The 21,794-nt window shown below is 35.5% G+C and carries 13 protein-coding genes; 1 reads left to right on the top strand and 12 read right to left on the bottom strand.

Annotated elements, in window-relative coordinates; all coding sequences use genetic code 11:
* Nucleotides 1–37: 37 nt before the first annotated feature.
* The 6 genes from EZV73_RS13985 to EZV73_RS13960 form a co-directional block, all read right to left on the bottom strand.
* Nucleotides 38–2,041 (bottom strand): glycoside hydrolase family 97 catalytic domain-containing protein, encoded by a 2,004-nt coding sequence (locus EZV73_RS13985; protein ID WP_240840957.1) that lies wholly within the window; start codon nucleotides 2,039–2,041, stop codon nucleotides 38–40.
* Nucleotides 2,042–2,043: 2 nt separating this feature from the next.
* Entirely contained in the window at nucleotides 2,044–2,916 is an 873-nt protein-coding gene (locus EZV73_RS13980; protein WP_240840956.1) for an AraC family transcriptional regulator, read from the bottom strand.
* A gap of 119 nt (nucleotides 2,917–3,035) precedes the next feature.
* Nucleotides 3,036–3,896, bottom strand: coding sequence for a cation diffusion facilitator family transporter (locus tag EZV73_RS13975; RefSeq protein ID WP_240840955.1), 861 nt, complete (start codon nucleotides 3,894–3,896; stop codon nucleotides 3,036–3,038).
* Between the two features lie 9 nt (nucleotides 3,897–3,905).
* The gene (locus EZV73_RS13970; protein ID WP_240840954.1) at nucleotides 3,906–4,133 is read right to left on the bottom strand and encodes a hypothetical protein; all 228 of its coding nucleotides are present in this window, start codon (nucleotides 4,131–4,133) and stop codon (nucleotides 3,906–3,908) included.
* 9 nt (nucleotides 4,134–4,142) lie between these two features.
* Nucleotides 4,143–6,761: an AAA family ATPase gene (locus EZV73_RS13965; RefSeq protein ID WP_240840953.1), complete on the bottom strand. Its 2,619-nt coding sequence runs from the start codon at nucleotides 6,759–6,761 to the stop codon at nucleotides 4,143–4,145.
* On the bottom strand, nucleotides 6,751–7,926 hold the full coding sequence (locus EZV73_RS13960; RefSeq protein WP_240840952.1) for a metallophosphoesterase: 1,176 nt from the start codon (nucleotides 7,924–7,926) through the stop codon (nucleotides 6,751–6,753). The genes EZV73_RS13965 and EZV73_RS13960 overlap by 11 nt, the downstream gene beginning before the upstream one ends.
* 319 nt (nucleotides 7,927–8,245) lie before the next feature.
* Here EZV73_RS13960 and EZV73_RS13955 point away from each other — a divergent pair, with 319 nt between their 5' ends.
* Nucleotides 8,246–10,279 (top strand): hypothetical protein, encoded by a 2,034-nt coding sequence (locus EZV73_RS13955; RefSeq protein WP_240840951.1) that lies wholly within the window; start codon nucleotides 8,246–8,248, stop codon nucleotides 10,277–10,279.
* 355 nt (nucleotides 10,280–10,634) lie between these two features.
* Here EZV73_RS13955 and EZV73_RS13950 read toward each other — a convergent pair whose 3' ends face one another.
* The 6 genes from EZV73_RS13950 to EZV73_RS13925 form a co-directional block, all read right to left on the bottom strand.
* A complete protein-coding gene (locus tag EZV73_RS13950; RefSeq protein ID WP_240840950.1) occupies nucleotides 10,635–11,657 on the bottom strand; it encodes a flavodoxin family protein in 1,023 nt (340 codons plus the stop codon).
* Nucleotides 11,647–12,795, bottom strand: coding sequence for a lactate dehydrogenase (locus tag EZV73_RS13945; protein ID WP_240840949.1), 1,149 nt, complete (start codon nucleotides 12,793–12,795; stop codon nucleotides 11,647–11,649). Before EZV73_RS13945 ends, EZV73_RS13950 begins: the two co-directional genes overlap by 11 nt.
* Before the next feature lie 7 nt (nucleotides 12,796–12,802).
* Nucleotides 12,803–17,707 (bottom strand): cytidyltransferase, encoded by a 4,905-nt coding sequence (locus EZV73_RS13940; protein ID WP_240840948.1) that lies wholly within the window; start codon nucleotides 17,705–17,707, stop codon nucleotides 12,803–12,805.
* Between the two features lie 117 nt (nucleotides 17,708–17,824).
* Nucleotides 17,825–19,597, bottom strand: coding sequence for an ABC transporter ATP-binding protein (locus EZV73_RS13935; RefSeq protein ID WP_240840947.1), 1,773 nt, complete (start codon nucleotides 19,595–19,597; stop codon nucleotides 17,825–17,827).
* A complete protein-coding gene (locus EZV73_RS13930; RefSeq protein WP_240840946.1) occupies nucleotides 19,594–21,294 on the bottom strand; it encodes an ABC transporter ATP-binding protein in 1,701 nt (566 codons plus the stop codon). Before EZV73_RS13930 ends, EZV73_RS13935 begins: the two co-directional genes overlap by 4 nt.
* A complete protein-coding gene (locus tag EZV73_RS13925; protein WP_240840945.1) occupies nucleotides 21,278–21,712 on the bottom strand; it encodes a MarR family winged helix-turn-helix transcriptional regulator in 435 nt (144 codons plus the stop codon). The genes EZV73_RS13930 and EZV73_RS13925 overlap by 17 nt, the downstream gene beginning before the upstream one ends.
* Nucleotides 21,713–21,794 lie beyond the last annotated feature (82 nt).

Raw genomic sequence — 21,794 nt, 5'->3', positions numbered from 1 at the left:
TCTTATGAAAACTAATTTTATACAAAAGAACCCTAGATCACCGATCTAGGGTTTTATATTCAATCAAAGAATAAGACCTTGTCGTCTTCAAACTAATTTCAAGCCTTCCACATGTATCTATACTTTTCACTTGATTCATAAACACTTCTTCACCTATAAGACTCCTTAATAAAATGTCCTTTGAAGCAAGATTTTCTAGATGATAATTGAAGCTTTCTTGGTCATGCATTTCTCTAAATACCAATAAATAACCACTGTCATCGTCAACTTGAATATCAAAGCCAGTATAAGAGATGCCGTTGGGCATATCACCAATAGGCTTAATATTTGCTCCCTGAAACTTATGTCTAACCCGCTTATACTTGTCTATAGTATCTTTAAGTAGCTCTATGTCTTGAGATTCTAATGACGATAACTCCATCCAGAAAAGTGGATTCGTTACCATGGTAACAGCAAACAGATAATCCATATCATACTTGTCTGGTGAAAGTGGGTCCTCATAATGACTTATGTTACGCTTGTTATTTAGAAGCTCCATTTGAAGTCTTTGACTTGGTATAAGTTCAGACAAAACCCATATATTTCTTAGGGTATAATGGGGGTAATAAGATCCCCAATCGGTATACCTGTTCTCTACAAACAAGGTAGCATGCTCTTTTTCATACAAGTAACCAAACCTTTTTTCAGCAGTTATATCCATGTTAAAGACAATATCATTTTGACTTTTCAACTTAACCATTTCTAAAAAACTAATAAAATTATACTCACCGAGCTTACTTCTTATCTTGATGCCGTCTAACTTAAAATATTTAATCCCATACTTCTTATATAAGTCTAAAACTGTTTTCAGATCCTTTTGCCAATTGGCAAAATCATTTGATGAATCCGGTGAAAACCACAAAGCAAGTTCTATCTTTTTAGAAGAAGCATAGTCAACTAAACTTGCCAAGCCATGTGGAAACTTATCATGATTAACCTTCCAAAAATCACTTCTATGACTGTAGTATCCTTCCCATACCCCACCAGATTGAATAGCTGAGTTTGCAGTTATACCTTCTTGCCATCCATCATCAATTTGAACAAGATCAAGTCCCAAATCGGATGCGACATCTATTTCCTTTTTTACAAATGACTCATTGATGCACTTATCCTGATTTCTGTCTCCCCAGGTATTAGACATCATAAAAAGATCCGTTTTTTGCATCAGGGCATGGTAATACTTTTTATAGGCCTCTGTTATATCACCATCTGAGACACCAATCGTAGCACCATACGATGGGATCCATCCATTAAATTCTTGATTATCATGAATAAAACCGGAACCTACAAGACTGATATACTCACCTGGTACAATATGAAAATCATTTTCTCTTCTGTTCAGTCCACCATACTGAGTAGGGCCGTCTTTAATAAGCATAAGTTTTTCTTTTTCTAAATAAGCATCAAGAACCATTATGTTGCCTTCATAAGTGACAAGTCTAGCACCAGGTTTATAATATAAGTATTCTTGTGTCTTCTGTATAAGATTATTATGACGATCAGTCATATCTTGAAACCTATAACAAGTCGCCTCCACATGTTTATCTGAATAAGGAATGGTATCAATTGCATCAAAAGGAAGGTCAGGCAGACTATCATTAACTTTCTCAATACCGCTTACTTCTTGACTTTCTTCTAGGCTACTTTCCTCTTCTACTTTAAATGACCTTCGATACAACTGCGTCTTAATAAATGAGCTATTAGGCCTGATTTCAACTTGCAAATAAGCCCTTACAAAGTTCTTCATTTTGAATAGAACTTTAACAGAAATAAAGCCATCCTCTTCAATTTGTAAATCAATGTCATCAAATACTATATCTGAAGCTTTTCCAAACATGGTCAAAGGTTTATTTTCCCATACCTTACCTGTTTTTTTATTGACCACCAGATCAGAAATCATGTTTCCATTTTCAAGTTTCCATCGACGTTCTATTAGACTATTGCCTATTAAAAGATTATCATCTTGTCTTTTTACATAAGAGTCTAAATGTTTTTTAAGCATTTTCATTCCTTTCTGATGACCAAGTCATCTGCTTTAGTTTTGATGGATTTCTGATATTCTCTTGGTGTCATGGCTACCGACAACTTGAACTGCCTTGAAAAATATTGAACGGTATTATAACCAAGCTTTTCTGATATTTCAGTGACAGAATAGGTCTTCATGTTCAAGAGACGTTTTGCTTCATTCATCTTAACTTTCCTTACAAAATCGCTGAATGTGGTATGCAATTCATTTCTAAAATAATTCTGGACACTCCTCTTGCTCATACACAAATCCTTCGCTAACTGACTTAAATTATACTTAAGAGAAATATTTTCAAGAATGATGTCCTCAATCTCTTCATAGAAAGAATAACCATAAGTTTCCTTGATAACTCTACCTTTCTCACTCGACTGCCTGTAGAGCCTAATAAGGATGGTTTCTAAATGGATTTTCATCATTTGTACACAGGCAAAAGGTGCAGCCTGCTGCTTTTGATACTTCTTACTACCTAGATGACTGACTGGGCATGAAATGAAGCAGGACTTAGCCTCACTTTCAATCCCCATTAAACTGGCTTGAATAAGCCTATCAGATGAAAAAACATTTTCATGTATGGTCATCAAATCATCACTTTCACACATGAAACCCACAACAAATATATGTGCATTGATCTGACCTTCAGTTTTAATATCATGAAACTCATTCGGTGCATGGAGAATTAAATCACCAGCTTTTAGGACAAGTTCACTTTCGTTTTTCTTTACCCTCACGCTGCCTTGATCAACATACAAGAGTTCCCAGTGACTGTGACTTTCTCCTGAAAAAACATACTCTGAAGATAAATCATAATACAAAATTGCATTAAAATCATAAACCTCTATAACACTTAACATTCAGCACCTCAACTTCATTATAAATGGTCATTTCATTACAAATAAGAAATTGTAACTATTATGCGTAATCTTATAACTATTTATACCACAAAAAAATAAAAAACTCCCATTAAGGGAGTTTAATACGGATTCACATGTACCATACAGTGTTTTACCAGTGGTACCTCATCTTCTACAACAAGATGCACCTTTTCTGCTATTGCATGAGCTTTCCAAAGGGTTAAATCACCGTTGACACCTATTTCAAGATCTACATAAATTACAGATGCATGTTGTCTTGTTAATAGCATGTCTATGGCTACCACACCATCTACAGATTGAACAGCCGTTCTAATCTTTTGAATGGTTTCCTCATCTGCTGACTTATCCATAACCTCATCAATGGATTTCAAGTATATTTCTACACCTACCTTGATGATGATTACTGCGATCACAACTGCAGCTAGAGGATCAAAGAATTTAAATCCTAAAAGCGCACCTCCGACACCAATTAAAGAACCTATTGATGAAAATGCATCGGTTCTATGGTGCCATGCATCTGCCTTTAAAGCAGAAGAATTGATTTTATCAGCGGCTTTTTTAGTGTAGCGGTACATCCATTCTTTGACAACAATTGAAAGACCCGCTGCCAATAAGTTAAGCTGACTTGGTGTTTCTAAGTTGGGATTAAAAATGTTTTTAATACCGCTATAGCCAATCATCAATGCTGTGACAATTAATACAGTCGCCAATATCTTACTCATTACAGGCTCGAACTTTTCGTGACCATATTGATGATCATCATCTGCCTTTTTAGCCGACATATTCACGCCCACATAAGCAATGACTGTTGTAAAAACATCTGACATTGAATGGATACCATCGGCTACAATGGCACTTGAGTGGCCAAAAAATCCAATGACAATCTTAATCACAGAGAGTATGGTATTCCATACAACTGTAATGATACTTACTCTTTTTGCTATTTGTACTCTGTCCATATTGTATCCTTATAAATACTGAAGTGCTGTACTCACAATGATGTACAGTAAACTTATAATACCACAAATAGCCCCAAACATCATAAACTTTTCTTTCTTCTGATGCTTTCTATATTCTTCGAGTTCATAAGCCCATACAGACTTGCTATCGTCTTCTACTGGCTTTCTCTGAGTCAAGGCAAGAATTTCCTGCTTGTTTCTCTCAAACTCATAATCTTCTTTTGAATACTTTCCCATGTACCCTCACTATAATTGATACATTTTCACCTGCTCTAGTGATTTGACTTGTTCAGCAAACCACTCATGACATGTGAAGACAAATACTTGTCTTTCCTTACTTATTGTTTCTATGATCTTAAGTGTTTGGTTCAAACGCCCTTCGTCCCAGTTCACCAGTAACTCATCGAAACAAACAGGTAATTTTTCTCGACCCTTGTCTAAATGGTCTATTAAAGATAATCTAAGTGATAAGTAAATTTGATTTAAAGTACCCATACTGAAGGACTCGTCTACCATCACTTTTGTACCATCTCTACTGACCATAATACCATATTTGCTCTTAGATTTGTCAATAAGTTCAACAACTTCTAAATCATTATATCGACCATCTGTTATATCATTAAGATATTTGCTGGCTTGTAGGTATACCTTTGGTTGATTTTCAGTTCTGAATCTTTCATCCGTTTCTTTAATCAATTGGTGCATTAAGAGCAAGCGGTCATACTTAAGTTTTTCCTCTTGAAGTCTTGAAACTACATACTTTAGTTCACTCTCTATAGAAGCTATATCTGATTGCTCCAATAAAACTTCTCTGTCCTTTTCAAGTCCTGCCTTTTTTATCAAGAGTTCATTAGATTCATTGTTATGTGCTTCTATGGTCTCCCTGATATAATTAAGGTCATGATAAGTATCTTCAACATAATTTTTTCTAAAGCCTTCAAGTATCTCTTCACTGTAGTCAATCGTGCTTAGACGTCTGACAATCTCATCTCTTCTTAATAAATCACCCGTTTTAGAATTGAGTTGTTTGAGACCACTTTCAATGTCACCACCAATAATTTTAAGATCACTTTCTGTTTCTTGAATCCAAGTTTCCGTTTCGTTTAATTCTTTCTCTTGGTCTTGAAGTTGCTGGTTCATCACATCTAGCTGACCATTGATCACTTCAACTCGGTTCTGCATTTTTCTGTATTCTTTGATACTGTCCATCAACTCATCAAAATGCTTAGCCTTATTTTCTATTTCACCAACATGTTCTTTCAAGTAAAGATTGACTGTTTCTTTTAAGGTAATTAGTTTCTTATACTTGCCGTCATAAATGGTTTTGTCAGCGACAAACTGCTCTGCCAAATGTTTGAGGTTGGTCACCTGTGACAAGAACTCCTGACCAATGTATTCCTCTGTAATGGCAGACAATCGAATACCGTTTAACTCAGAAATCAAACGTGCTTTCAGTTCATCTCTATCTAGGTAAAGATCTTCTTCATCTAATCTCTTATTCTTACCCTTAATAAGTATATGAATACTGTTTGTAATAGAAAAACCAATAAAACCAGCTGAAACATAGTTTAGTACTGGGTGGATGTTAAAATAAATGCTGACACCACCTAGAATCGCTAGTACAACCATAAAGGCTATTTGACCTTTAATGCTTGTTCCAGTTGTAGAACGTTTATTTCTTTTAACGATTTTTATTTCTTCATAAATCTCTTCAAGTTCAGCAACGAGTGACTTGATATTAAGATAGTTTAAATTCAAAACTTCGTCGTAATGCTTGATATCATAGTCTTCATCAAAAGTCTCTTCAAAAGCCTTTTTAAAAGCAGCCTCTTTAACAGTCAGTGATTTCTCTAAATCTTCTTTTTCTAGCGCCAGCTCTTCTGCCTGCATGTGCTTCTGAATCATATCCTTAAGCTCATTTTCTGTCACATTGATGGCAGAGGCTTTTTCCTGTAATCGCCTTTTCTCAGAAACCAAACGTGTCACTTCTGAAGAAATATCTTCTAACTTGACATAAAGCTTTTTAAGCTGTGATTTTTTTTCTTTGTATTGAGACTCATCCACATCTTTAAGACTCTTAAACTTGTCCAGTTTTTCATCTAATATCTTCTTCTCATCAATTAGCTTCATAACTGGCAAATAAACTTCAATCTGGTCTCTTAAATGCTCTAAAGACAGCTTCTGCTGTTTAACATCACCAATTTTTCTTTCTATGATCAAGACTTTTTCGTAGAGTTCATCACTTCTAGACAAGTTAGCCTGTAAGTCTTTTTTTTGCTTAAAGAGTTTCCTTCTTTGTTCCTCTAGGGATTTAATGATGGAGTTACCTCTATCACTTTGCTTTTTAATCTTTTTCATTTCAGCTTCTAAGGCTTCAATGACACTTTGTGGTGAATTAAAAACATCACCTGAATACTGCTGCATCAAAAGCTCTTCTATGTCTTTCCATGCCTGGTCTTTGAAGGCTGTTAAACCATTTAAGTCTAAAGCATAGACCCCTTCATAGGTATGTCTGTCTACATGAGAGCAAAATGGCAGTGTCTCATTTTGTAATGTCTCTAGAGCCCCCTTATGACTTAAAGACAGTTTTGCCTTTGAAGCCAGTATTCTCTCTACATGATACATGTCGTCACGACTCTTGATTTCAGCACCGATCTGTAATTTTCCAGTCTCTTGATTCACCTGTAGATTTTTCTCTTTGTTTTGAACCTTAAAGCCAAATAAAACATTTGAAATCATCTTAAAAACAGTTGATTTTCCAGCCTCATTCTTACCAATAAAAACATTGATGGATGGACTTAAATCATCCCACTTGGCACTATTAAATTTTCCAAATCCTTCTGTAAACAGGCTATTAATCTTCATCATAACCCTCCAAAAAATAATCCATTACTTGATCTTTTAGGCCATCTTTGATTTCCATAAGCAACTCCTCGTCACTTAAATAATCAAGTGACGGCAACTTTTCCATATTGTCTATGGTTCTTAAGACTTCACCTAAAACACTATTTTGCTTTTCATACGCTTCTAGATCAAAGTGTGTTTTTACCTTGTTTCTAATCTTTAAGTCAAACAAGTGGTGATAGTCTAATAAGAGCTCTCTCAAATCACTGATTTCATGTGGATTCGACAGTTTTCTATAAAGCTTGGTACGCCCTGTTAAAATCAGTTCTAGACTGACATTTTCCAAATCGCCTTCATAGTCATTAAGAGTGTTTTGAAGCATGTCCAGGAGTTTTTCCATATGATCAAGACCAGAGATATCTACCGTTAATTTATCAAAGAGTACTTGAGCAAGTGGTACAAACTGAACATGACTGCTACCATCATTTATAGTCACTAGATTGCCACCCTTTAAACCCGTTTCATTGGAATGAAGTCCCTGTAAAGAACCAGAGTAATAAATGGTTTCATGTTTGTCTATCGGTCCATTTTGATGGATATGTCCAAGACCAAAATACAAATAGCCCTTTGACGAAATCGTCTCAATGGTAGATGGCAAATAGTCCCCTTCATCACCTATGGTCAGCGAAGACTGAACCATGCTATGACAAAGCCCTATGTGCTTGCCTATAGGAAAATTCTCTATTAAATTTCTTGTCTCATGTTGGATCATATGACCACAACCAACAACCTTGTAAATCTGTCCCGTTGATTTGTCTTTTAAGTCATAAGCATCTACATGATCATCAAAAAAAGTTTTAACATTCTCAGGATAATTCATATGCCGTATTTTTGAATCATAGTGAGTATAGTCATGATTGCCTGAAGCATAAAAGACTTGTATATGTGCTTTATTCAACTGCTCAAAACCATCACGTACAATCTCACCATCTTTTAAGGATATATGTTGTCCATCAAACAGGTCACCTGCAATCATCAGAGCATCTAAGTCTTGAGTGATACAGTAGTGCACAGCATTCTGAAAAGACTTTATGACAGAACGCTGCAATTTATGTCTTAGAACTTCATCTTTTGTTGCAAAACTCTTGTTAATATGGACATCACCAATGTGTAAAAATCGTATCATAGACTCACCTCATTCATTTTTATAACTTATAAATATTTTATCAGTTTGATTACAAAAAAGGTAGAAAAACTAAGGGTTTGTAATCTCATATTCATTTATTCTGGAAAAAACGAACATTTTTTAGTAAATTAGCAGTTTTTTTCACTTTTCTCTATTCTTAATTGATACATTATATAGTATAATTATCTTGTGAAAGTGTAGATTTTTACATATATGTAGTAGTATAAGCAGTTTACACTTTAGAAGCGTTAAAACACTTTCACATTTCCATTAGATTAAACAACATTTTATATAGATACCGATCCGTAGGAGGTTAGGAATGAATCCATCTTATAATCAGTTATTTGATGAAAAAGACCTGCTCGAAGAAAATAAATTTCAAACAATTTACAAGGGTTGCTTTAAAGACCAGCCACAGAAGCGTGTTTTAATCCATAAGTTCAAAATGGATGCTCGCTTTGATGAAGGATTCAAGGATTTCATCGACAATACCCTTCAGAATAAATTGCATGTTGAAATTATAAATGACGAGATAATACTAGTTTCAAATTACATAGAAGGCGATAACATCAGTTTGCATTTGAATTTCTCAGATGTAAGTGATCAAGAAAGAATTGATTACTTATACGAGTATTTACACCAGGCAACTGCTTATATAGGTTACGACAATTACTTACTTAATATTTTAATAGGTTCAAGCCAGGTTGTTTTTAAAGACCACAAGCTATATCTAAAAGAACATATCAATCTTGATAGACGCATCAATGAGGATATGCCTTTTACCATGGTCGCGAAAAACATGGGGCAAGTCATGCAGAGAGTCTTAATCACCAATTACAACGAGCTTAAGACTTCTGCAGCTTATGACGAGTTACACCGTTTTACTGAATCTCTTATTCAGCGAGAGAAGGATTACAAGTGTTTTGACGATCTGTTTACAGACTTCAAAGCCATCTACTTTAAAAAGCAGCACAGCAAAACTCAATCATTAATGGGCAATGCCCATCCAAATAATATTTTCATGGAATTTGTTGATGTCAACGAATACGATGAAAGAAACAAAAACGAAATAGAAACTAAAGCTGTTACTGGCGAAGAACGTGCCATTTTAATGGGCATGGATGTATCAGAAGATACAAAACCTGAACTTCCGGTTCCGGAAATTGAGGATCCTGAGCCAGAAATTGAGGATTACCAACCTGAAGAAGATTATGAACCAGAACCAATTGACTGGTCTAAGGGTCCTATTGAGGAAAGCATTGATTTAAGCAAATTAGAAGATGCCAATTCATTAGAAGAACTCTTTGTGAAAGAGAAAAAACAAAAGAAAACTGAACCAGCTCCTAAAGAACCACTTAAAGAAGCTGAACCTGTTATAGAAGAACCAAAGGTTAAGAAAAAGATTGATTTGGATGAACCTGTTTATGGTATTCCAAAACATTTCAAAGAAACTAATACGCTTGTAGAAGAAGAGGAAGAGGAAGAAGAAAAGAAAGCATTCAACTTCTTAATTCCAGCAACTATCTTCGCAGCCTTACTACTGGTTATACTAGGCTTTATGTGGATACCGTCACTCTTTGAAAAAGACGTAGCACCGATTCCACCAGAGGCAAGTTTTGAAGTTAAAATCCAAGGCAATAAACTTATATGTGAAAATACCAGCAAGGCATTTGGTGAAGGCACAATCGTTGAAAGTTACTGGGAAGTCAGTAAGGATGATAAGGTTTTAGCCAGTGAAACTGGTAAGAAAAATGCCAACTTTGAAGCTGAAGGTTTGACGCCTGGTACATATAAAATCAAGTTGACAGTCATTGATTCAAACAATCTTTTCAGTGACCCACATGTGATTGAAAAAGAATATCAGAGTCCTGAAAGCAAGGCTTTAGAAAATCAAATACAGACACAAAATGAACTGGCATCCAATCAAGCTTTTAAATCTGCTGCTTCTGATGAGGAGCAGTTAGACCAGTTTGATATGTCCACGACCATTAATGTTGTTGAAGATACTTCAATTTACAATAAAGGTACTAAATCTTTGAAAATGGAGTTTGAAGGCAGCGAAAACTCTGCTTCTCTCTCATTTGATTCTGTCCTTATACCAAAAGGATCAACGATTTCTTTTATGATCATGTCTAATAAGGCAGTGCCTATTAAGGTACAAGTATTAGGCTATAACAACAACTCTAACGTTTATAACAAGGAAATTGTATCAGACAAGGGTACGGTCTTAGATTGGTCGATCGTGTCACTTCAAATGAGTGGGGATAAGAATCTTGATAAGTTGGTCATCAGATTAGAAGCTGAAGACACAATTGTTTGGTTCGATGAATTATCTATTAGAACTTTCAAATAAGCGCAGAGCGCTTATTTTTATGTTTTAGGGCATAGAAAAAGCCACAATAACAGTTGTATTCAACTCCTAATGCGGCTTATGTTTCTTCTTGAATTTCTTCTATAACTAGTATGGTGGAATCTCCTCCTTAATCGTTAAGTTACGTCCTTAAGTAATTATCTAACTAAATTGGCGGAACCATCTCCTTTCAAACTAGTAAGTGTCTTCCTTAAGTAAACTTTCTCTTTTTGGTGGAATCATCTCCTTAATTATTAAGTTACATCCTATAGTAAATTAATCTACTTTGCAATTGCTTTCTTTATGTCTTATATAAGATTAATTAATTATAACATCAATTTTCAGAAAATTCAATAATTTATTTTACATTTTGACAAAAAATGTTTATGTTTTCTGCCATCCTTTGAGCTTTTTTCTCAATCCCCTCTATTTCCAATACTTTCAGTGGATCATTGGCAGTTGCCATAATGACAAAATTCGGCGGTAATTGAAAACCCTTGTTGATATTGAGGGCCCCAATAAGCTGTTTAGCAACTGTGTCTGAACCAGAATTGCCTGATACAATAACAGCATAACAAGCCTTATCATGAAATGACATTTGCCTGTAGAGTACTGTCAAACGATTGATTACCGCCATCATATTGGCAGATATAGCATCGTTGTAGTTAGGACAAACCCAAACCAAGGCATCACTTGTTTCAATGGCAGGCAATACTTCTTCTACCATAATACCACCATAAAAACACGAATGGTTTTTACCATAGTGGATACATGTTTGAAACTGACAACCAATACAATCAACGACAGTACCATTTTCTATATGTATTTCCCTGATATCCAGACCCGTCACATATTTTCTTACCATATGCCAAAGAGTCAGTGTATTGGATGTTTTACGAGAGCTGGCATGGAGTGCTATTAGGTTATTAAGTTTACCAGTCTCAAATGCCCTTAGTCTCTCAAGAAGGTCCTTCCCTTGATTCATAGCAATGGTCTCAAGACTTAGGTCTATTGTTTTTTGCCATGTCTTAAAGTTTTCATAATCCTTGACGATTTCCAGAACTGAATGTCCTATAAAGGTCATCCCTAACTTGTTTGCAAGCAAGATAACATCCTGTGCAAATGACTTCGTATGATAAGGTGTGGGACTGGTCACAATAAGACTGCCCACAGAACCTCTAAAAGACTTTTCAGGCAAAGTCTTTAACCAGCCTAATATGTTCAGATCATAACCGATTTCATCTAGGTGGATGACAAATACGATGCGTTTGTCTGATAATTCTTGATCTGTGTATTTTACTGTATTACTTGTTATCTTTTGAATCAAAGACTCATAAGTCTTTGATTCACTCATCTGTACATGTAAAACATTAGAATTCAAATGATTTCAACTCCTCATAGGTTGCTGTCAATCTTTCTAAAAGTTGTTCAGGCAGATCATTCTTTTCTGTATGAACATAAACTAAGTTGTCTACTCTATTTTTACATCCAAAATAAACCCCATCTACATAAACTGTAGAATAATGCGGTTTTCCTTCTAGATAAGCCAGTATGGACATGGCTGCCGAAGATAAGGCCGGTGCTATAAAAGGCTTATAGCCCACTGCCCTTACATCTAGGTTAGCCTTGACTGTCTTGTCAGTTAAGAATAGTGATTTTTTCTGGTTGTAATTGTCTATGGAGTCAGCAATAATTAAATGCTTGCCATGTGGACCAAAGGCTCTTCCTTGGTCCTTATAATAATCCATATCATGTCTTTCGCTGTAGTAACAAGCCCTGGCATGCATAACACCAAGTCCAAAACCTTTAATCTGTTCTGGTCTAAGTCCATGTGATAATACCGCTCTACAAAGCAAATCTACAGGGTCTGATACAACAATAAACTGTCCCTGGAAGTTTCTCTCTTTAGCCATTTTGGCATAAATTGAGATGATCTTTGTGTTGGCTTCTAACTGATACATTCTCACATCTTTTACATCAGAACCGACTTCTGGTATTCTAGATGATGCAGTAAATACAAATGCATCACATTCAAAGAGGTCATCCATACTTACACCATATACAGGCGGATATGGTCCCCTATCAATGGTCATGATCTGATTAAGTTCATAGCACCACCTCTTGACCTTGTTTTCATCCAAGTCAAATATACCAATGGCCTCTAGGCAATCTCCCCCTATCAATCTTAAGGCTGAAAGCATCATACCACCAACATCACCTAAACCTAAAACATGAAGTCTATAAGGCTTTTTCTTTAACGTTTCTGGTAAAGAGACCTTCTTTAAGTTAATGCCAATAACCTCTTTATTGGCAGGTTGACAAAGTTTGCCTATTAAAGATTCTCTATGTGTCTTGTAAAAAGCATCATCTTCGATTCTATGGATACCCATAGCTTCTTTGTGATCATCTTCATATAGGTAATAAACAACATCTTGAGTCAGTTCTTTTATGGGTGTGTAAGTCTTATCCAGTTGAAGATCTGACATAATCTCCAACTGGTCTTTTCTATAATAGTTCATAAATCTCCTATAAGGTTACAGATTCCTTGTTTACATACTTCTTTAGTCTTCTTAATTGTTCTAAATCATTTTTCAAATAGTCGGATGATTTCTGGCTCATATCATAACTGATACGTTCTCCCCTATCTGGGAATCTTGGCGAAACCAATACTTCACCTAAGTGAGAAAGGGTTAAACTGTTTTCATTTAAGAACTGATATTCATCCTCTAGGGTTCTAACGATATCTATGGCGTTTTCAATGCATACTTCCGACAGTTCATAAATGGCTTTCATAGAAGAACCTGATATGAAGTTAGGCGATGTATAAGGCAGTATCTGATTAATAGACGGAATGATATTTCTCGTTGGAATAACACCACGCCATAAGGTATCGCCACCTAAAAACGGATACATCAATGATTCATTAAACCAGACTTTCATTCTTGGTATAAAGTAGGCTGAGTCCACCTTAATGTCTTGTCTTTCTAGTATAGACTTACCTCTACCAGACATAATGCCAACCAGCACTTTTTCTATTTCTATGTCCTCTGCAGAAATCAAGGGTTCTATGGCTCTGATTCTATAGCCCTTATTAAGGAGGTCATCCACTAATATAACAGGTCTATCAAAAGACTTGATGCGCTTAACTTGGTTATTAATGTCTAAGTAATATGGATAAGCCTGTATGTCGTAGTTCTCCACATCCGGACTAAAGAAACGTTCCGTATGAAGTGATTTTGTGACTGTATTGGGTAATATCCATCTTTTAAAGATGGCACCAAAAGGTACACACATAGCAGAACCAAGCCTTCTAGGTGTTGTTGGAATGGTTGAAACACCATTACAATCTGCAATTTTCTTGATTAAGTTTTCATAGAGCATAGTCCTGTCAAAGGACAATACAAGTTGGCCTGGATAAAGCTTTGAAATAGCCTTCTGCAGTTTTTTTCTAGAACGAATAACAGCATCATGTACATTGGTATTTGAACGTAGTGGTTCTTTTAGAACCGTTCTCGCATCTAAATTCAAGGTACATGGTGATGACATTTCCACTGCATAGATGACGTGGCCCGTCACTTTTTCATCAACCTTTATAAAACCATGTAAGTCTAATAGATCATGCATAGCATCTGATAAAGGACAGCCCTTGATAACATTGACAACTGAGTATGAGTAATCTTTTGATAAACAGAATGCCAAAGTCTCTGTTAAAATCATCTGCTCAGGATCTGAGAAGGAGTAGCGTTTGTTAACAGCTATAGCGTCAACAATCAGGATTCTTCCCACCGAATTCTTTAATATATACTCTGCTACATGCTCATCTGCAAACTCGACATAAACATTGGAAGAACGTAACCAATGGAAGATTGAAAAAGCAATTATCCTGTTATGATCATTGATGGACCTAAGTACAATGGCTCTTGGATTTCTCCTTTTAATCAAGTCTTCTAAAACTGCTCTATCGGGTCTTGTAGACTCATGTACATGGTTTGTTAACTCTTCTAAGAGTTCGTCTGATATGGTATCGACTATCTCAACCTTAACAGACTTGGTTGTGATCATTTCTTTAAACTGCGGTTCTCTTTGGTAAAGTCCTCTGGCATAAATGTACTTCTGCGCTAAAGGATCAATTAAATCAGATATATCTCTATTCTGGTCAATGTAGTTTCTGATCTGAGTAGATGATATCTGCTCAAACTGAGGTGGTAAAACCAATCGAACCACTTCCTTTTGAAGGGCATCTACATTTTCCTGCAGGCGTTTTTTCTCAACACTCGAGTAGACTTGTGCATGTCTTTCAAAAATAACATGTGACAGATTATGAATCGAATAAGGCTCGACGGGCTTCTTATAAGCAGACGCATTTAAAATAACATCTGAACCAATCACAATATGAACATCCGAATCTTCAAAAGTTTCACAGAGCACCTTTAAATCTATAGGATTGGCTATGTTTATAGAGATATCTCTAGGGAATACATAAAGATTAAACTCATCTGCTATAGACATTTTCATAATATCACGTCTGATTAAGTTAGGTTGTGTTCTCTTAGACCATGAAAACTCATCTACTGACAGATATACTTCAAATCCTAAATCACGGATACCCTTGGCAATTTCTTTGTGACTAAGTGAAAATGGGTCGAAAGCACCTGGGAAAAAGGCTACCTTTCTTCTTTCATCTAAGGTCAAATCACCCTTTTCAAATGTATATTCAGATATAAAGTTATATATATGGTTAAGACCGGCACAGTTGTTCAGATAAACAAGTTCTTTAGATTCATCTGTATTAGCCATTAAAGAAATAATCTTCTTGATCATCTTTTTAAAAATGATGGCTTGGTCATCTATGTTTAGCTTCTTAGAATCAAAGAGGTGTTTACCAATAACATTGATGGCCACATGATTAACCTTGGTATCAAAATTAACAAATCCCTTTAAAAGAATACCCAGAAGCTTGTCACGCATCCAGTCAAAGTGCTCTTCTCCAATCATATCGATGCGCATATGCTCAATAACATGACCCACAGTAGATAAGACCAACTTGACGATTTGTGCATTGGCACGCTCCACTTTCTCAGAGAATGAATCTACAATCTCTAAGAATTCCTGGACCTCCAACTTTGTCATAAGTGTACCTAGGTATTCACAGATATACTTGGTATACTGGTAATTTTCCATTTCTAGGGCTCTTAGAAGCTCGATAACAATATCGTTGATCTGTCCCTTTGACAGGTAGGCAGATAATTCTATAAGCCCCCTACCCGCTGCATTTCTAACAGACTCATGTGAAGATACTTTCAAGAGGTTACAAAGATGCATAGAAAGATAAAAAGAATCTTCTTTCTTGTATTTCACAACAAATCTTAGTAAGAGCTCTATCTGCAGCTTTTTACATACCCATGATGTGGCTGATTTTAAATTTGATAAATAAACTTCTGAATGGCCATCTACTTTTTCTATACAAGACTGCCTGTATTTTTCAAGTTCATTATTTTTATAACCAGTCAGCTTAAGCAGTTTAAAGCGTATATAGGTTTCTGCAGATGATATTTCATCCATATCGTCTGTATGATGAACTGTACGAATGTACTTGACTTGATAAGGTGTTAAAGATGGTATCATATCACATAAAACATCATAAGCATGAATTCTTAATATCGGTTCTTCCGTATAAGCGACATTGTTGACATATGTAATGATTTTAACAACCAAATCTTCGTCAATTCTCTGGAATGGCAAACCTCTTATGGCTTCAAGCATATAAGGGGCTAGTTCTGTCTGTACCACATTTCTCTTAAAGGTCTGAATCAAGATTTTTAAATAAATCTGACATTTATCATCAGGCGAATGTTCTAGTAGGGCTTCAATCATATTGGCCATACTCAACCTGATCCATTCCTTGTGTTTGCCTATAATCCTTAGGTTAGGAAACATACACTTAGACAGATAGTTCTCAAAGAGTTTAAAGGAGTCTATTTCAACGACTTTCTTTCTAGCACCCTTAGGCAGTTCTTTTCTTTCGATCTCATCAAAGTTGGCTATTAGAAGACCAATCAAAGCAGCTGTTTGCTTTCTAATATCTTCAGCAGGCAGCATCAATCTTTCATATAAGAACTTAAGAGCAATCAACTTTTGCTTTTGTGTTAAATAATCAGAGTACTCTTCAAGTATGTATTGATAAGACCTGAGAGAATCTACATTGTTAAGACCTCTGGCCTTTTCAAGCATCACATTTAATGAGTTCTCATCTCTTAAACGGTTCATGATACCTATATTATGAACAATAGATAAAAACTTGGCATTTTCAACAATGTCATCACCCTGCATGATGGAATAATGTTTACGCTCTGTTACGTGTCCTTGTGAAATACAATCTTCTGAATCAGGATCTAAGTTGACACCTTTTTCAATCATGTAGTTTTCGAAGTCTTTTAACCTGTTATATACACGTCTGTATCTTTTTTCTTTGGCTAAATCCACATTATCCAGTTTAGATAAAATGACATCGAAAGCATCGTCTAAACTGTAGAATTTCATCGGATAACGACTTGAACGATTTTCATTGGCCTTTACTCTAAAGTCACAATAAATCAGTACCAGTGATTCTAGTGATAAGTTGGCAATCTCTAGATCCCAAGTCGAATGGTTAAAGGCAACATTTCTGATGTAAACAATTTCTCTATCATTAAACCACTCAGCTGTATAATAATAGTGGTAATAGGCAACCTTTCTACTCTCCTCAGGTTTACAGCCATACTTACCAATATCATGACCATAGGCAGCACCTGATACACGACCTAAATCAATTGGTAATCCAAGATGATTGAGCTGTCTACCAATCTTTACAGCTAAATGATGAACACCACAAATATGATCTAGTGTTGAGTAACCAATTAGATCTTGGTTCATTTTCATCATTTCATAAACATATTCATCTTTTAGATACTTTGTAAATCTTAAATACTCATCATCCTCTAAGACAGCTGTTTCCTCATTTGTCAGTAGGTCCAGAGAATATCTAGCGACCCAAGAATCATGATCAAACTCCTTTTGCAGTTCAAAGAACTCTCTTAAGATTTTAAGTGTCATAACAGCAAGTTGATTGCGGTTTTCATCAAGCTTAATTTGAGCAGCCTCCTTAAATGACAAGGATAAGGCATACTGGTAGCTGTACTCTTCAACAGCTTCTAGTGTTTCAAAGGTCATAAAATTATTTGTGACCACTTTATAGCAATCATAAAAAAGTTGTAGTATATCTTGAGTTTTAAAATGATTTTCCTCTATGAGAAACATCATTTCTGATTCGAAGTTGTCACTTATAAGGCATTCCTCTATTTTACCTATTAAGTGTGCTTTCTCCTGACTCAAAAGATAATCTACAAACATTTGATGGATATCTTCGCGTATTTTTATCATTCTTACATACATAGTAACCTCACTCTTCTCTCTACTTTCATTATACTATAGGAGACCCTACTTGTAAGCTTAAAATGGAAATATCACAATACTTGAAGTCACAAAAAGACGAGATAAATCCCGTCTTAATTACGACACCATAAACTGGGTGGTATACATGTCATGATAATGACCATTTAGGCTCATCAAATCCTTATGATTGCCTTTTTCTATGATTTTACCATCGTCCATTACATATATTTGATCAGCCGATTTTATGGTAGACAATCTATGGGCGATAACAAAAGAAGTCCTTCCCTTCATAAGGTTTAATAAACCCTCTTGAATGTGTTTTTCAGTCCTTGTATCTACACTAGAAGTCGCTTCATCAAGTATTAAAATCTTAGGATCTGCAAGTATAGCCCTCGCTATGGCAATCAACTGTCTTTGACCCTGTGAGATGCCAAAGCCTTCACCAGATAAAACCGTTGAATACCCTTCTGGCAGTCTATGAATAAATTTATGAGCATTGGACAATTTTGAAGCCCTATAGATATCTTCATCACTTGCGTCTGGATTACCATAACGAATGTTATCCATAACCGTTCCCTTAAAGAGATAAGTATCCTGCAGTACAATACCCAGCTGTCTTCTCAGTTCATTAAGACCGATATCCGAAATCAGCTTGTCATCAATCTTTATTTGACCCCTATCTACATCATAAAATCTAGTCAGAAGATTGATGATGGTTGTTTTACCAGCACCGGTCGGTCCAACAATGGCAATCATCTCTCCCTTTGAAGCCTTCATGTTGATGTCCTTTAAAATAGGCTTGTCTTCTTCATAAGAAAAATCTAAACTCTCAATATGGACATGCCCCTCAATAGAAGCCTGGTCTCCTTCATAAAGTTCTTCTGGCTTGTCTAGTATTTCAAAGACACGTTCCGCGCCTGCTATGGCAGATTGAATGGTATTGTAAAGGGTTGCAATTTGATTGATAGGTCTTGAAAACTGTCTTGAATAATTGATAAAGATAACTACTACACCAACAGAGGTCATTTTATTGACTACCATATAACCACCTACTAAGGCTATAAGTGCATAGATGATGTTATTGGTGAAATTCATGATAGGTCCCATGATAGAGGTTAAAGTCTCTGCTTTTATAGCAGACTTTCTATACTTGTCATTTTTTATCATGAACTCTTTGATGACATCTTCTTCCTGACCATAAGCCAGTACAACCTTCTGTCCAGATATGTTCTCCTCTGTAAAAGCATTTAGATTCCCCAAATCAACCATCTTATCTTTGAAATATCTTCTGGTAAAGCTTGCAATGGTTTGGGTTAAGATGATTACAAATGGTATAGATAATATTGAAACCAGTGTCAATCTGATATCTAGAAAAACCATCATAACAAATACAGCAACAAGGGTCACCAGACTTGAAATCAATTGAGTCAAACTTTGATTCAAGGTATTAGATATATTATCAACATCGTTTGTCAATCTAGAAACCAAATCACCGTCATTGTGACTGTCAAAGAACTTGACTGGAAGGACTTGTAATTTTGAAAACAAATCCTTTCTAATGTCTTTTACTGTCCTTTGAGACACACCTACAACCAAATAAGAAGTGATCCAGTTAAGCAGTGCGCCCGAAATGTAAACACAGGCCAGTAGTATTAAAAGATTTGAAAATCCATTTAAGTTCTTCGGATACAAATACTCATCCACTGCACGCCCAATAAAATAAGGGCCTAATACATTAAGTATTGAAGAAAAGATGACCAAGCCAGTCACAAAGAGCATGGTATACTTGGCCTTTTTCATATAAGTTAAAAGCCTTTTTAATGTTTGTCTTATATTGGTTGCTTTCTGAGCTTTTTTCTCAAACCGCCCTCTTCCCATGCCTGGTCTCATGATATCACCTGCCCCATCTGAGATTCATAGATATCTCTATAAATAAGATTTTCTTTTAAAAGTTTTTCATGTGTACCTGATCCAACAACTCTTCCATCATCTATAATTAAAATCTTATCGGCATTCATAACAGAAGAAATTTTTTGCGCAACGAGTACAATGGTTGTATCCTTATAGGATGTCTCTAAAGCTTCTTTCAAATGCTTTTCTGTCTTTACATCCAAGGCAGATGTTGAATCATCCAAAAGAAGAATACTCGGTTTATTGGCAAGACCTCTCGCTATGGTCAGTCTCTGCTTTTGACCACCTGACAAGTTGCTTCCCCCTTGCATGATTTTCGACTCAATACCTTCTTTAACAATCATAATATTGTCTGCCTGTGCATGGCTGATGACCGATTCATCCACTGCCTTATTAAAGAATACATTTGATCTGATCGTACCTGAAAACAGAAACGACTTTTGTTGTACATAAGAAATTTGCTCTCTTAAAGAGTCTTTAGAATAGGTCTTTAAGTCCTGACCATCAATTAAGATTTGTCCTGAATTCAGGTCATAAAACCTCGGGATTAGTTGTAATAAACTTGATTTTCCAGCACCTGTTGAACCCATAATCGCAAGTGTTTGTCCCTGTTCAATTTGAAAACTAATGTCTTCAAGTACACAGTCTTCTGATTCCTGGTCATACTTAAAAGAGACATTTCTAAACTCTATCTTGCCTTGGATTTCCTTGTAATCATCACCATAGAATAAGTCTGATTTTTTATCAAGAACTTCATTGATACGATCTGCAGATGCCATAGATTTAGACACTCTAAAGAAGATCATACCAGTCATAAGAAGTGCAAATAAAAGTCGTGTTGTATAATTGATCACAGCTACAATTTGTCCTACAGTCATGGTACTTTCAACGACTTCAATACCACCAAACCAAAGTACTGCAACAATGACTAGGTTAATTGTCAGCATGATAATCGGCAAAATAATGGCGAATTTCCTTGAAGCTTTTATCTGTATAGTCATTAAACCTTGGTTTTCATCATTAAACTTTTCGTTCTCATAATCTTGTCTTACAAAAGCTTTAACGACTCGTATGCCTTTTACATTTTCAAGTAAAACACCATTAACGGAATCAACTGAGTCCTGTACTTTCTTGAATAAAGGCTTCGCCTGCTTAATCACTATTAACACTATGATCAGTAAGAGAACAATAAACGATACTAAAATCAAACCAAACTTCATACTGATATAAAAAGTCAGAATAACAGATCCTATTAACATAAAAGGTGCTCTTACCATAATACGCATCAACTGCTGAAAGAACTGTTGTATCTGAACAACATCATTTGTTAAACGGGTAATCAAGGATTCTGCCTTAAAGCTATCAAGATTCTTAAATGACAAAGATTGTACCTTGGTAAATAGATCATCCCTAATATCAGCACCTGCACTTTGTGATGCATATACAGCAACAATACCGGATATGACAGCACCAGTCATACCAATAAAAGATAAACCTATCATATATAAGGCATACTCTTGTATAAAAGCCATGTCATTGTTCTTGATACCAATGTCTATAATTTTTTGCATCAGCATGGGTTGATTGAGATCAATCAGAACTTCAATAAACATAAGTAGTGGCGATAATAAGGCAAACATCCAGTACTTCATTAAGTACTTAATCATTCTTTTCATGATCATACTCCAATACGTTTAATTTAACTTTCTCTAAAACGGATTTCATCTGCAAGAGTTCTTCTTGACTGATGCCATCAAAGATGATTTCTGCGTATGACTTCTTAAAGGAAATCAAATCATTATGAACCTCTCTTCCCTTGTCTGTTAACTTAACAAGGGTTCTTCTCTTGTCAGAAGCATCCTGGAAAGTAGAGACAAAACCATTCTTCTCAAGCCTTTCAATGGTTTTGGTCACAGTAGGCATAGCCAGTTTGAATCTCTCAGCGATGTCTTTTTTCGACAGAGCTTCATGATGAGATAATAGTCCTAGTATTTTAGGTTGTCCCTTATAGAGACCATATGGTTCTAAATTTTTATGCAAAAGTTTATGGTTGTGTCTCATAACTTCTTGTAATAATACAAATAAATCGTACATAAATCCTCCTTACTTAGTCGGCTAAGTAAATCATATCAAGAAAATATTACTTAGTCAACTAAGTAATAGAAAATCACTTTGA

The sequence above is a fragment of the Acidaminobacter sp. JC074 genome, from assembly GCF_022496765.1.
Taxonomy (GTDB): Bacteria; Bacillota; Clostridia; order Peptostreptococcales; family Acidaminobacteraceae; genus JABXKX01.
Note: the sequence above shows the minus strand (reverse complement) of the source record. Positions and strands in the feature narration are given on the sequence as shown.

What these genes read in the sequence shown, in the direction of transcription:
- EZV73_RS13985 (WP_240840957.1), bottom strand. Translation starts at nt 2,041, where the DNA reads ATGCTTAAAAAACATTTAGACTCTTATGTAAAAAGACAAGATGATAAT.
- EZV73_RS13980 (WP_240840956.1), bottom strand. Translation starts at nt 2,916, where the DNA reads ATGTTAAGTGTTATAGAGGTTTATGATTTTAATGCAATTTTGTATTAT.
- EZV73_RS13975 (WP_240840955.1), bottom strand. Translation starts at nt 3,896, where the DNA reads ATGGACAGAGTACAAATAGCAAAAAGAGTAAGTATCATTACAGTTGTA.
- EZV73_RS13970 (WP_240840954.1), bottom strand. Translation starts at nt 4,133, where the DNA reads ATGGGAAAGTATTCAAAAGAAGATTATGAGTTTGAGAGAAACAAGCAG.
- EZV73_RS13965 (WP_240840953.1), bottom strand. Translation starts at nt 6,761, where the DNA reads ATGAAGATTAATAGCCTGTTTACAGAAGGATTTGGAAAATTTAATAGT.
- EZV73_RS13960 (WP_240840952.1), bottom strand. Translation starts at nt 7,926, where the DNA reads ATGATACGATTTTTACACATTGGTGATGTCCATATTAACAAGAGTTTT.
- EZV73_RS13955 (WP_240840951.1), top strand. Translation starts at nt 8,246, where the DNA reads ATGAATCCATCTTATAATCAGTTATTTGATGAAAAAGACCTGCTCGAA.
- EZV73_RS13945 (WP_240840949.1), bottom strand. Translation starts at nt 12,795, where the DNA reads ATGAACTATTATAGAAAAGACCAGTTGGAGATTATGTCAGATCTTCAA.
- EZV73_RS13940 (WP_240840948.1), bottom strand. Translation starts at nt 17,707, where the DNA reads ATGTATGTAAGAATGATAAAAATACGCGAAGATATCCATCAAATGTTT.
- EZV73_RS13935 (WP_240840947.1), bottom strand. Translation starts at nt 19,597, where the DNA reads ATGAGACCAGGCATGGGAAGAGGGCGGTTTGAGAAAAAAGCTCAGAAA.
- EZV73_RS13930 (WP_240840946.1), bottom strand. Translation starts at nt 21,294, where the DNA reads ATGAAAAGAATGATTAAGTACTTAATGAAGTACTGGATGTTTGCCTTA.
- EZV73_RS13925 (WP_240840945.1), bottom strand. Translation starts at nt 21,712, where the DNA reads ATGTACGATTTATTTGTATTATTACAAGAAGTTATGAGACACAACCAT.